The sequence below is a fragment of the Nitrospira sp. ND1 genome (assembly GCF_900170025.1).
Classification (GTDB): Bacteria; Nitrospirota; Nitrospiria; order Nitrospirales; family Nitrospiraceae; genus Nitrospira_A.
In genome coordinates this window covers 811061-823575 of sequence record NZ_FWEX01000005.1, presented here as the reverse complement: position 1 = coordinate 823575, position 12515 = coordinate 811061, and the positions used below count along the sequence as shown (strand labels likewise).

The 12515-nt window shown below is 59.0% G+C and carries 11 protein-coding genes and 1 tRNA gene; 10 read left to right on the top strand and 2 right to left on the bottom strand.

From position 1 onward, the window contains the following. Window positions 1-37: 37 nt before the first annotated feature. Window positions 38-1212 (bottom strand): IS3 family transposase gene (locus NSND_RS04005; protein WP_143833382.1). Its coding sequence is split into 2 segments (ribosomal slippage): window positions 38-927 and window positions 927-1212, totalling 1176 coding nucleotides; the frame shifts between segments, so codons are not numbered across the junction. Window positions 1213-1387: 175 nt separating this feature from the next. Here NSND_RS04005 and mtnA point away from each other — a divergent pair. The 8 genes from mtnA to NSND_RS03965 all read left to right on the top strand — a co-directional run bounded on the left by mtnA (window position 1388) and on the right by NSND_RS03965 (window position 8404). Then, complete coding sequence (mtnA, locus tag NSND_RS04000) at window positions 1388-2419, top strand: S-methyl-5-thioribose-1-phosphate isomerase (RefSeq protein ID WP_080877726.1); 1032 nt, start codon at window positions 1388-1390, stop codon at window positions 2417-2419. A gap of 187 nt (window positions 2420-2606) precedes the next feature. Further along, window positions 2607-3026, top strand: coding sequence for a nucleoside-diphosphate kinase (gene ndk / locus NSND_RS03995; protein ID WP_013249257.1), 420 nt, complete (start codon window positions 2607-2609; stop codon window positions 3024-3026). Window positions 3027-3165: 139 nt separating this feature from the next. After that, the gene (locus NSND_RS03990; RefSeq protein ID WP_159450627.1) at window positions 3166-4593 is read left to right on the top strand and encodes a tetratricopeptide repeat protein; all 1428 of its coding nucleotides are present in this window, start codon (window positions 3166-3168) and stop codon (window positions 4591-4593) included. 95 nt (window positions 4594-4688) lie between these two features. After that, on the top strand, window positions 4689-5075 hold the full coding sequence (gcvH, locus tag NSND_RS03985; RefSeq protein WP_080877724.1) for a glycine cleavage system protein GcvH: 387 nt from the start codon (window positions 4689-4691) through the stop codon (window positions 5073-5075). Window positions 5076-5082: 7 nt separating this feature from the next. Next, window positions 5083-6504 (top strand): dihydrolipoyl dehydrogenase, encoded by a 1422-nt coding sequence (gene lpdA / locus NSND_RS03980; RefSeq protein ID WP_080877723.1) that lies wholly within the window; start codon window positions 5083-5085, stop codon window positions 6502-6504. Further along, a complete protein-coding gene (locus tag NSND_RS03975) occupies window positions 6504-7046 on the top strand; it encodes a ComEA family DNA-binding protein (protein WP_080877722.1) in 543 nt (180 codons plus the stop codon). Before lpdA ends, NSND_RS03975 begins: the two co-directional genes overlap by 1 nt. After that, entirely contained in the window at window positions 7043-8260 is a 1218-nt protein-coding gene (gene tyrS, locus NSND_RS03970) for a tyrosine--tRNA ligase (RefSeq protein WP_080877721.1), read from the top strand. Before NSND_RS03975 ends, tyrS begins: the two co-directional genes overlap by 4 nt. Window positions 8261-8329: 69 nt before the next feature. Next, window positions 8330-8404: transfer RNA gene (locus tag NSND_RS03965), tRNA-Gly, on the top strand. A gap of 629 nt (window positions 8405-9033) precedes the next feature. Here NSND_RS03965 and NSND_RS03960 read toward each other — a convergent pair. Next, window positions 9034-9708 (bottom strand): response regulator transcription factor, encoded by a 675-nt coding sequence (locus NSND_RS03960; RefSeq protein ID WP_159450626.1) that lies wholly within the window; start codon window positions 9706-9708, stop codon window positions 9034-9036. A 646-nt stretch (window positions 9709-10354) separates the two neighbouring features. Between NSND_RS03960 and NSND_RS22050 the strand changes: the two genes are divergently transcribed. Together NSND_RS22050 and NSND_RS03950 are read left to right on the top strand one after the other, a co-directional pair. Further along, window positions 10355-10630 carry a transposase gene (locus NSND_RS22050; RefSeq protein WP_080877719.1) on the top strand — a complete coding sequence of 92 codons (276 nt, stop codon included), beginning with the start codon at window positions 10355-10357 and terminating at the stop codon, window positions 10628-10630. Between the two features lie 151 nt (window positions 10631-10781). Next, entirely contained in the window at window positions 10782-12515 is a 1734-nt protein-coding gene (locus NSND_RS03950) for a sugar transferase (RefSeq protein WP_080877718.1), read from the top strand.

The window sequence follows — 12515 nt, the reverse complement described above, 5'->3', positions numbered from 1 at the left end:
CCCCGGTTGTCAAGAGTGGACGCCATGAAGTGCAGCCTCACGCCGCCGACTGCTGACGGGCCCACTGCTGGGCAAATGCCGCGGGCGAGCAATTTCCCAGTCGGGAGTGCCGCCGCTGTCGGTTATAAAACAGCTCGATGTACTCCGTGATCTCGCGCTGAGCCTGCTCACGGGTTTCGTAGCGACGATGATGCACCAGTTCATTCTTCAGCGTCCCCCAGAAACTCTCCATCGGGGCGTTGTCATAGCAGTTCCCCTTCCGACTCATGGACGGAATCAGGCCGAATTCCCGCAGCCGATCCTGATAGGCCTGGGCACAATACTGCGAGCCACGATCGGAGTGGTGGATCAGTCCCGGGCGTGGGCGCTTCGCCCACACCGCCGCGCCCAGCGCCTGGCTCACCAACGCCGTCGTCATCCGGGCTCCCATGGCATGCCCGACCACCTCACAGGTGAACAGATCCTTGATGCCAGCGAGATACAACCAGCCTTCCGCAGTCGGCACATAGGTGATGTCGGTGACCCAGGTCTCATTCGGGCGTGTGGCAACAAATGTTTGGGCCAAGACATTCTCCGCGACCGGCAGGGCGTGCGTCGAATCCGTGGTGGTGGTGAACCGGCGCACCGGTGTACAGCGCAGCCCCAGTTTCTTGCGCAGCCGCTTGATGCGGCCGATCCCGGCGGGAAAACCGTCCTCCCGCAGTTCGGCTTGCAGCCGTTCTGGACCATAGGTCTGTCGGGTGCGCACATGCGCGGCCTGGATCGCCACTTCCAGCCGCGCATTCTCCTGCGCTCGTTTTGACGGACGTCGATGCAGCCAGGCATAGTAGCCACTTCGAGACACCTCCAGCACCTGACACAACACACGCAGAGGATACTGGAGGCGCAGCGTCCTCATCAGCGCGTACCGGGCAGCTGCGCCTTCGCAAAGTACGCGGTGGCTTTTTTTAAGATGTCGCACTCCATCCGGGCCTCAGCGAGATCCCGCTTGAGCCGGGATAGCTCTGCTTCCAGCTCCGTGACGGGTCGTCGGCTCTCCCCCAGCGTGGTGAGCTGGCCCTGCCGCGCTCGACCCACCCAGCGCTCGAGCGTCCTGCCCGACATGGCGAGGCGTCGGGCGGCCTCCGGAATCGTCACCTGCTGTTCCAAGACCAGCCGCACGGCCTGCTCCCGGAACTCCTTCGTATACTGCTGTCGCGGGACCTGTTCCATCTCACACCTCCAGCCCTCTTATTGTAGGTTGAAGGCGTCCACTTTTTCGAGCTTACCTCACCCTGCCATCATACCCTTGACCCGCGCCCTGCTGATCGTCATGATGGCACGATTTTTCAGTCGTCCTGAGATGACGGCAAATTCCTTCCCCCTTACGCAACCGGAGGACATGCCTATGGTGCCCACCGTCGAGTGGAAAGACGGAGCGGTCCGTCTGCTGGATCAAAGCCGCCTCCCGATGCACGTCGAATTCCTCGACTGTCGCGATTATCGCGCGGTGGCGCAGGCTATCCGGGACTTGAAAGTCCGTGGCGCGCCGGCGATCGGTGTCACGGCCGCCATGGGTGTGGCGCTGGGTGCGCAGGCAATGACGGCCACCGAGTACCGCGACTTTGCCACGCAGGTGGGGGAGATCTGCGACCATCTGGCGGCATCGCGCCCGACGGCCGTCAATCTGTTTTGGGCCATCGGCCGGATGAAGCAGAAGCTGGCGGCGCTCAATAATCACCCGGTCGCAGGGATCAAGGCCGAGCTCATCACAGAATCGCAGACGATCCTGGATGAAGATATCGCCCTCTGCAAGGCCATGGGGCAGCATGGGGCCGCGTTGATCCAGAGTGGTCAGACGATTCTGACGCACTGCAACGCCGGCGCCCTTGCGACCGCCGGGTATGGAACGGCCCTGGGTGTTATTCGGGCGGCGTGGGAGCAGGGGAAGCAGATCCAGGTCATTGCCGATGAAACCAGGCCGGTATTACAAGGTGCGCGGCTGACGGCATGGGAGTTGATGCAGGATCACATTCCTGTCACGCTCATCACGGACAACATGGCCGGTGCGCTCATGCGCCAGGGGAAGATTCAGCTCTGCGTGGTCGGAGCGGATCGGATCGCCGCCAACGGCGACGTGGCCAATAAGATCGGCACGTATTCCGTGGCCGTCCTCGCGCGGGCGCACAACATTCCCTTCTATGTGGCAGCGCCGTACTCCACCATCGATCTCACGACGCAATCGGGCGCCGAGATTCCCATCGAAGAGCGCAATCCGCTGGAAGTCACTGCCATTCACGGCAGCCACCCGATCGCTCCGGCCGGCGTGGCGGTGCTCAACCCTGCCTTCGACGTCACCCCGGCCGGGTTGATTACCGGTATCATCACCGAGCGGGGCGTGTTCAAGCCGGGGGAACTGGCTGCGCATTTCCGATCGTAAGAGGCGGGCTGCGCCTGTATCTTGCGTCGCTGAACGTGAGTGGGTGGTCGGATCTGCGAATGGTTATCCGGCATTTCTAGTAGTCCTTTACCTTGCCAGCCCTTCCGCCGCTTCTTTATAATGCTCCGAGACTGTGTCTGACGCTTCAATGAATGTCGATTTTTTAGCTGAAGGAGCCTGACGATCCATGAGTGAACGAACGCTTGCCATTGTGAAACCGGATGCCGTGAAGAAAAACGCGATCGGCGACATTATCAATCGGTATGAAAAAGCGGGATTGCGGCCTGTGGCGATGCGGCTGATGCATATGTCGAAAGCCACGGCGCAGGGATTTTATGCCGTGCACAAGGCGCGTCCGTTCTTCGACAGCCTCTGTACGTTCATGTCGTCCGGCCCCTGCGTGGTGCTGGTGCTGCAAGGCGACAATGCCATCAAGAAGAATCGCGAGCTGATGGGCGCAACCGATCCCGCCAAGGCCGAGCAGGGGACAATCCGTGCGGCCCATGGGGCCAATATTGAATTCAACGCGGTGCACGGCTCGGATGCGCCGGAGACGGCCAAGTTCGAGATCGGGTATTTCTTTGCCGAAATGGAGTTGGTCGGGTAGGCGCACGTTGAGCGCAGCCAAGTCTTATGTGATCTCTGCTCGACGGTCCTTGCCGGGCCGTCGAGCCGGGTCGCCACTTCTTTCGTTTATCCTGCTCATGGTTTTCGTGGCTGGCTGTGCCGGTTCGCCGCCGACCTCGATGCCTGCTGTCGTGCCTCCGACGGAAACCCCGACAGTCGCGGCGGAGACCAGCCTCTGGTACCAAGCCTCCACCGCGTTCTCCGATGGACGGTATTCCGCCGCCATTCATCTCTACGAACGATATCTCACGAACTATCCGAAATCCCGTCGCGCGCTGGAGGCCCATTGGGATCTGGGGCAGGCGTATGAACAAATGGGTGAAGTGACGGCGGCGATCAAAGAGTACCGGACGTTGGCCGGTCCGGAGGGCGCGCCCCTTTCCGCGCAAAATTCCTACGCCGAACGCGCCCAGCATCGAATCGATGCTCTACGCAACCAACCGGCTTCGTCGGCCGGCGCGAGATCCGGTCATACCGCGTTGTATGTCTCCTTCAGCAATCTGCCGCCGATGTCCCAGGTTGAAGCCTGGATCAGGCAGCTGAGCGCGCAGGGCATCAGTGCCATCCTGATGGATGCCAGTCTGGAGTCGTCCTTTACCAGGCCGCTGATCCCCACGAGCCCACCCACGAGCAGCCCGCTGCCGACTCTGCCCGGTGGAGCGTTGTTTGCCACGTCGCGTGGGCCCGTGCTCACGGACTGGTACGGGGTCATGGTGCCGCAGGCCCATGAGCTGGGGATTTCCGTCTATGCCGTGCTCGATCTGTACCATGCGCCGCTGTCCGACCATCGACCGGAATCCAAGATGCTGCTCTACGATCCGACGCGGCGCAAGGTGCATCCCTGGACGCAGTTCGATCTCCTGGCTCCGGCCGTTCAGCAACAAATGGCGCAGCTGCTGGCGGATCTGCTGAAGACCGGTGTCGATGGCCTGGTGTTCCGCAGCCGCGCCGAGAATAGTTTTGCCTATGAGGTGAGCGACGGCGTGTTGCGCCAGTTCGAAACGCAGGTCCATCAGCCGTCCTCCGAGGTGGCCCAGGCCCTTCGCGATCGCATGGCACTCCGGCCGAACGAGCCGGCTCCGAATTCCGACAAGACCCTCTGGCGGTGGGTCGGATGGAAGGCGCGCCAGGAGCTCGATACGCTGGCCCGGTTCAAGAAATACTTGCAGAAGGCTGTCCCGCGTCTGCGGATGGTGATCGAAATTCATCCGGAAGCCTTGTCGAATCCGACGTCCGCCCTGGTGAACTACGGGGAAGATGCGGCCGAAGCGCGTCGCCGCGGATTCGATCTCTTACTGGGTGGCCCGTCCCGCGAGGCTTCGGATGTCCGGTCGTTTGGCGGTGCGTTCAAGGGCTGGAGTCGCGATGTCATTCAATCGGAAAAGGGCGAGCCACAAACCCTTCCACAGGGATGGGTGTTGCTCCGCACACCCGCAGAGCACGGGGGCGGCATGTTCACGGGGCTCGCGCAGCAGGCGGATGAACTCCGCACGCCCGACATTCGTCACCTGGTGTTTGTGCCGGACGCGCCCGTGGTGATTCCTTGACAAAGTTTTTCGCAGCTTTTACGATCGCGCAGCCCGTTTCTTGTGCGCTTTTATTCACGTAGGCCGCTCGTGCAGCGGCCGTCACGAGGAGAGTCATGATACCGTCCAATCTTCGCTACCACCAGGAACATGAATGGGTCCGTGCTGAAGGAGCGCAGGCGACAGTCGGCATCAGTCATTTTGCCCAGGATGCGCTGGGCGATATTGTGTTTATCGACCTTCCGAAGGTTGGCGCGAAAGTCACCGCCGGCCAACAGATCGGCGAAGTGGAATCGACCAAAACCACGTCCACGATCTATACCCCGGTCAGCGGAACCGTTGCGAAGATCAATAGCGACCTCAAGGATCATCCTGAGGTGGTTAATTCCGATCCGTACGGCAAGGGATGGATGGCGGTTATCGACCTCACGGCCCCGGCTGAAGTGGATCAGTTGATGACGGCCGCCCAGTACGAAACGTTTCTGAGCAAACAGAAACATTAGGCGCGTCGTGAACCACCTTGCAATTCTTGGCGCCGGTCCCGGCGGGTATGTGGCGGCGATTCGCGCGGCTCAACTTGGTGCGCGAGTCACCGTCATCGAAAATCAAGCTTTGGGCGGAGTCTGCCTGAATTGGGGCTGTATCCCGAGCAAGGCGTTGCTGTCGGTCGTGGAGCTTGGCGACAAGGCAAAGAAGGCCAAGGACTTCGGTATCCAGCTCGGCGGGCCTGTCACCTACGATCCCGCCGTTATGGTGGCCAGAAAAAATAAAGTCGTGGCCACGCTGGTGAAAGGCATCGCCACGTTATTCAAGACGTGGAATATCGAACATGTGGAAGGCACGGGTGAGTTGCTCGATGCACGTACGGTCCGTGTGACGAAACCGGATGGCACAGAAACCCGGGTCGTGGCCGACGGCCTGATCATTGCGACCGGCTCGTCCTGGCCGAATCTCCCCCTATTTCCCATCGACGGAACTCAAATCATTACCAGTAAGCAGGCGTTGGACCTCAGCAAGATCCCCACGAGTCTGTTGATCGTCGGCGGGGGGGTGGAAGGCTGTGAATTCGCCTCGCTGTACAGCGGGCTGGGTACGCAGGTGACGCTGGTCGAACTCGTGCCACGCCTGTTGCCACTGGAGGATGAAGAGATCAGCCAGATGATGGAGCGCGAGCTGAAGAAGCGCGGCGTGGACATCCGGACCGGCGTCACGGTCGACCAGATCGTTCGTCAGCCGGATCTCGTCACCGCCCATCTTCGCGACGGCCTGTCGCTCAATGTTGAGCAGGTGCTGGTGTCGGTAGGGCGGGGGTTCAATTCACGTGGCATTGGATTGGAGAAGGCAGGAGTACAGGTCGGGACGCGCGGCGAAATCGTGGTCAACGACCGGATGGAGACGAATGTGCCCGGGGTCTATGCGATCGGCGATGTGGTCGGCAAGGCGATGCTGGCGCATGTCGCGTCGGCGCAGGGAAAGGTGGCCGTCGAGAATTTTATGGGCCGTCCCCGGACGATCGACTACGATGTCATCCCGACGGGCATCTTTACGTTACCTGAAATCGGGCGGGTGGGGCTCACGGAGCAACAGGCCCGTGACCGGTGCCTGGCAGCCGAAAAGGATCCGCAACAGGGGGTGAGGGTCGGACGGTTCCGTTACGGCGGGTTGGGGAAAGCGCAGGCCACCGGTGACATTCAAGGGTTGTTGAAGGTGGTGGCCGATGCGGAGAGCGACCGGATTCTCGGTGTGCACATTCTCGGGGCGCATGCAGCCGATCTCGTCCATGAAGCCGCGCTGGCGATGCATCTAGACGCCACAGTCTCGCGGGTGGCGGAAATGATTCACGCGCACCCGACCTTGGCCGAGGGCCTCATGGAGGCCATGGAAGACGTCCATGGCCATGCCATTCATCTCGCACGGAAACCCTCGTCATAATGCTGCGCTCACTTCTCATCAAGGTTGCGATGTTGGCGGTGACCTTGGGATCCTTGATCTGGATCGGTTCAGTCACGCCGGTCAGGCAGATACCGTCGCATCCCGTTCGGCCTGCGGCTGAGGTTCCGGTTCCAGCAACCGTACGGCAGGTTTCGATTGCGCCCCCGCAGGCTGTGTTTTCGGCCGACGGGTCGAGCCTTGTCGTCAAGCTACCCGATGTTACTGTCGCTCCAACAGTCGAGGAATCCGAAACCCCTGTGCGACAGGAACGGTCGGCAAGCGGCCTGCGTCCGGCTCATCGCGAGGCGGCGCGGCAAGTCGATCTCAACCACGCCACCGCGTCGGATTTACAGGCCCTGCCCGGTATTGGCCCCAAGTTGGCCCAGCGAGTGATCGATCACCGGACCGCACGTGGACCATTTGGAAAAATCGAAGACCTTCAGCAGGTGAAAGGCATCGGTCGAAAGAAGTTCGACCGGCTTCGTCCCCACGTGCTCGTCACCAATACCCGATCACTGGCTCGACACAAAGGAACTCTGTGACTTCCGTAGCGCAACAGTTGGACCTTATACTTCGAGGGATCGTTGAGGTTATTAATCCGACCGAGCTGGAATCAAAGCTGGCTCGCGCGATCAAGGAACAGCGACCGCTGCGGGTCAAGGCGGGCTTCGATCCCACGGCTCCGGACCTGCATCTCGGTCACACCGTCCTGATCCACAAGTTGAAACACTTTCAAGACCTCGGGCATCAGGTCATCTTTCTGATCGGTGACTTCACCGGTATGATCGGCGATCCGACGGGGCGGTCGGAGACGCGTGTTGCGCTGTCGAAGGAAAAGGTGTTGGAGAACGCCAAGACGTACGAGCGCCAGATCTTCAAGATTCTGGACCCTCAAAAAACACAGGTGGAGTTCAACAGTCGTTGGATGAGTGCGATGACGGCCGATGGGTTGATTGAATTGAGCGCGCACTACACCGTGGCTCGCATGCTGGAGCGGGAAGACTTTCACAAGCGGTATACGGAGGGGAAGCCGATCAGCATCCATGAGTTCATGTATCCTTTGATCCAGGGGTATGATTCCGTCGCGCTCAAGGCCGACGTTGAATTGGGCGGTACCGATCAAAAATTCAACCTTCTGATGGGACGGGACCTGCAGCGTGACTATGGGCAAGACGCGCAGGTCGTCATCACCATGCCGCTCCTGGAGGGAACCGACGGCGTTCGTAAGATGAGCAAGAGCCTCGGCAATTATATTGCGTTGGAGGACAACCCTGACGAGATGTTCGGCAAGGTCATGTCGATCAGCGATGCGCTGATGCACCGATACTACGAACTGCTGACGACGGAAGATTTGGAACGCGTGAAGACGGCTCACCCCATGGATGCCAAACAGTCGTTGGCGGAGCTGATTGTGGCCCGTTACCACGGGGCTGAGGCCGGTCGAGAAGCCAAGGCCATGTTTCAGCAAAAGTTTCAATCGCGGGAATTTCCGGAGCAGCCGGACGCCCGTGTGATCCTCACGCCCTCCGATGTGAAGGATCCCGCCGTCCCTTCAATCGGATTGGTCGATTTGATTGCGAAAACCGGCTTGGTGCCGAGTAAAAGTGAAGCCAGGCGCTTGATCGTGCAGGGTGGGGTGGAGATCAATGAGCAGAAATTCACGGATGCCAATGCCGCGATCCCGTTAACGGCCGGGAAGCCGCTTTATATGCGTGTCGGCCGCCGTAAGTTTGCGGTGGCTGAGTATACGGTGTAAGTGGCCCTCGCCGGTTGCCTTGACTTAGCAGCGGCTCCGGCGTAGGATTCGTTTCCTCTTCTGCAAGGGGCGGGCGTAGCTCAGTGGTAGAGTCCTTGCTTCCCAAGCAAGTTGTCGTGGGTTCAAATCCCATCGCCCGCTCCAAACAAATCTTTCCCGACCCGGAGCTTCTCTCATTGTTTTTGGCGACGGGATAAACCCCTTCAGTAGTCCTTTCCTACGTCCTTGTGCGTACCGGCGGGTTTTCAGGCGCAGCCTCTCTCATTTTTGTCGCCGGATAAACCACGGCTGTGATGGCCCGTTCCTACCTTCGCTTCTTCCCTCGCAAGCCTTTTTCGGGCAGCCTCATATTCGTGGCGAACGGACATGGTCGTCCAACAATCCTTTCTTGGTGTCCTGTCGATACTAGTGGCCATTCAGGCTGTCACCCATCTTTGTTTTAGTTGGTAAGCCATCCAGTGACGTGCTTCGCGCCCCGCTGTTCCAGGCTCGTGTGGAGCCATCGCAGGCATGCGAGTGGATTGAATGCCGCTTTTGGCGAGGTGGGCAGACGTTCACTGAGAAATGGGCGGCGGATCGACGGCTACTTACCTACGGGAAGCAGCTTGCAGGGCAGGCCTGAAAGCGAAGGGGGCAGGTGTCGATCACACGAACTGCACTTCCGGGTTGTCTTCAGGGCATCGAGTCTGTTGAGGTGAATCCGTGGAGTCTGGTCTACGGGTAGTGGCGATGCCAGCTCTTCGGAGCCTCGTGCTCGGCGTTAAGTGCGGGTATTATGCTAAAGCCGGTGGCCCTACAAGCCCATGCTGGTGTGCGCGGATCAGCAACTTCTGGCGGTTGGACACGCCCAGCTTGTCAAAAATATTAGTGAGGTGATGACGGACCGTGATGCTGGAGATGCAGAGTCGGTCGGCAATATCTTTATCGGAAAGGCCTTCGCTGATCAAGCGCACAACCTCGCGCTCTCGTTCCGTTAAGCCTTCCGGCCACTTCATTGGGGCAGAAGTGTGAGGGGGTGAAGCCGGCAGGGAGGACGTAAGCCCTCTTTTCACTCGCGAAGCGCTGAGCTCGATCGGCAGCGTGACGGGCATTGTGGCGTGGGCAAGGTAATCGATTGTGGCGATCAAGACCGGAGAGGGTTGTATCTTTAGTACCAGGCCATCTACGCCGCATGCCAATGCCTGACGGGTGCTTTCGGACTCATCGATACCGGCCAGGAGGATGATTTTGATTGCCGGGACGGCTTCCTTGATGGTCCGGATCATGTCCTGCACCGTGTGCTCACTCTCCGTATCCAAGATCACGATGTGCGGGTGCTCGGACTTCAGTAAGTCGTCGAGATTCACGCCGTGCGCAGACTGCCCGGTCAGGCGAATCCACTTCTCATCTTCGACGATCTTCTGCAGACCGAGCCGCAAAAGATAGTTGCTGCTCACGATCGCCACCACGGTCGCGGCTCTTCCTTCTTCTATTCCCCTCATCAATCCTCCCGACTGATACACGTTCCCTGAACGACATGTAACGTGCCCAAATACGTCTCTGTAGAGTTAATCGAAATATTACGCATTCAGTTCTAGGTTAAACACGTGATGGATCGCTCATGCATGGACGCATACTCTCACACCAGCCCCGCTCCAATCAATTGCGAAATTTAAATCATCGATAGGTCAAAAAGCCTTGCTGATAAACATTTTGCGAGGATCGACGATCATTTTATTACAGATAAATTCTAGCGTACATAAGTGTGCACAGCCAGGTATACGAGGGGCTCTGCTCGTGTGCTTACGAGGTTACGATTTTATCGCGTGGTATAGACCCGCAGAATCACAGCGGAATTAATGCGGGTATTTTGTGCCCTCCGTTTTGCGGATTATTTTTCACATCCGACCCAGCACAAACGTACGAGCATTCCCCCCATCGCCTTGCCGAGTAAACGGCACCAATAGCCGATGTGCGCCGGGCTTCCCCGCTGTATAAGAGTCCCCCGTTAGGATGCACGTTCTGCGGATATGACGAAGAGGAGTTAACCGAGTCTTGTCCACGGAAGGATGTACGCGGTTACCCAAGCAGGTCGCACACGGGAAACGTCGACGGATGCCGTCTCGATTCAGTAAAGAAAAAAAGTTGCAGATCCTGAGGGAAGGAAGTGCCGAGGGAGGGGTCACACGTGCGTGCAGGAAATACCGGATCTCGGTCAGCACATTCTATCGCTGGCGCGCCAAACACCTCCCCGGCGACATGGATCCTGCCCGGCACCTGCGGTCCTTGCAGCTTGAGAATCGGCGCCTGAAGCATCGTGTCGCCGAATTGTCCCTGGACTACAGCATTCTCCGGTCCGCACTGGTCAACGACCGAGGTAGTGAATGTTAGCGGTTCACGTATTTAGGGGTGTGTCTGTGCCGCTCCCGGCAGTGAAGGGTGTGTGCCGAATAGTCTGGTTTGCAGCCTCTTCATCGTTTTGGAGGGTCTTGTCCCGGGATGTAGGGTCAGGCGTGTTTCTCTTGATAACAAGGGCCATCGCATGAAAGCCGTGATCATGGAAAGTGCTCCATGGGTCGGAACAATGCTGGCGTTTCCAGTCGGAAACGAGCTCTTGATCGACCACCTGCTGCTGGCTCTCAAGCAACAAGGTGTCCGCGAGGTAGCGGTTGTGTCGTGTGAGCAAGACCCGTATGTGCGGGAACTCGTGTGTCGAGCCGGTCGTGCCTGCGGCATGACCGTGTTCTGGCGGACAGAGCCCGTCTATCGAGGAACCGCTGGTGGCTTGCAGGCGGTGGAAGACTTTCTCGACACGCCGACCTTTCTGGCCATTCATGCCAATGTGTATTTGCGCGACGTGGACCTGGAGGCTGCCCTCGACGCCCATGAATCACATCATGCTGGCATTACGTTGGTCACTCAGCGCATGGCAGGCAACGACGATGACCTGGAAAGTGTCGAAGTGGACCAGACCGGGCTCGTCTCCCGGGTCAATATTCTACATTGGTCGAGGAACCGTCGAAGTCAGCTGACGCCTTGCGGGGTATACGTATTCAACCGTGAGGTGCTGCCGCTCATCCCTCGGGACGAATATTTTGATGTGAACGAGCAACTGGTACCGTTGCTACGAAGCCGTGGCGGCTCGATTCGCGCCCACCAAATCCAAGGCGGCGTGTGTACGATCACGGGGCCGGAGGACTTTCTGTGGTTGAATCGCGAGATTCTGTTCAAAGACATCCAATCCGGCGCGCGTGGCGACAGTCGCCACGGTGGCATGGACGACATTGTCATCGGTGAAAATTCGGATATTTCGCCGCGCTCGTTCTTGTTGGGCCCCTTGGTGATCGGCCCCAATTGTGTGGTGGAAGATTATGTACACCTGATCGGGCCCGCGGTGATCGGTCCGACCTCTCACTTGGAAAAGGGAAGTCTCGTTCGCGAGAGTGTGCTCCGGTCCGGCACGCGGGTACAGGGGAATGCCAGGGTGGAATATTCCGTGGTGGCCGGCGACGAGGCCGTACCCGAGGGCATGCGCCTTCGGAGCACATTCTGGACCAAGGCGAAGCCAGCCATGTATGAGCCGCATGGACCGTCTTCCCAGGCTCCTCCGGGCAAGCCGGCGCAACGGACGAGGCGTGCTCAACGGTCGTCCGGAAAGGCGCAGAGAGGCAACGGTCAACGGTCGATGTATGGCCTAGTCAAATCCGTCGTTGATCTCGTGGCCGCCGCTTTCGGGATGGTTCTCGTAGGTCCGCTCATGGCGCTTATCGCTTTGGCGATCAAACTGGATTCTCCGGGCCCGGTGTTTTTCTCCCAAAAGCGGTGCGGGAAAAACGGCAGGGAATTCTGGATGCATAAGTTCAGAACCATGGTGCCGGATGCGGAGAAGCGTCAGAAAGAGTTGCGGGCACAAAACAGTGTCGACGGACCAATGTTCAAGTTAGAGGAAGATCCCCGTATTACCCGCATGGGCAAGATTCTCCGCAAAACGAGCCTCGACGAGTTGCCGCAGCTGTTGAATGTCTTACGCGGCGAAATGAGTCTTGTCGGACCTCGCCCGCTGGCCTATGACGAGATGAAATTCTGCCCGACATGGCGCGATGCGAGATTGAGTGTGTCCCCCGGCTTGACGGGTCTCTGGCAGGTGAAGGCGCGCAATCGGAATCGATTCGCGGAGTGGATTCGATACGACCTTGAATATGTCCGCACGCATTCACTGTTACTGGACCTGTACATTCTCATCCGGACCGCACGGGTGTTGCTGAAAGGAGTGTGA

What these genes read in the sequence shown, in the direction of transcription:
- mtnA (WP_080877726.1), top strand. Translation starts at nt 1,388, where the DNA reads ATGGTGCCCACCGTCGAGTGGAAAGACGGAGCGGTCCGTCTGCTGGAT.
- NSND_RS22050 (WP_080877719.1), top strand. Translation starts at nt 10,355, where the DNA reads ATGCCGTCTCGATTCAGTAAAGAAAAAAAGTTGCAGATCCTGAGGGAA.
- NSND_RS03950 (WP_080877718.1), top strand. Translation starts at nt 10,782, where the DNA reads ATGAAAGCCGTGATCATGGAAAGTGCTCCATGGGTCGGAACAATGCTG.
- NSND_RS03990 (WP_159450627.1), top strand. Translation starts at nt 3,166, where the DNA reads ATGCCTGCTGTCGTGCCTCCGACGGAAACCCCGACAGTCGCGGCGGAG.
- ndk (WP_013249257.1), top strand. Translation starts at nt 2,607, where the DNA reads ATGAGTGAACGAACGCTTGCCATTGTGAAACCGGATGCCGTGAAGAAA.
- NSND_RS03975 (WP_080877722.1), top strand. Translation starts at nt 6,504, where the DNA reads ATGCTGCGCTCACTTCTCATCAAGGTTGCGATGTTGGCGGTGACCTTG.
- gcvH (WP_080877724.1), top strand. Translation starts at nt 4,689, where the DNA reads ATGATACCGTCCAATCTTCGCTACCACCAGGAACATGAATGGGTCCGT.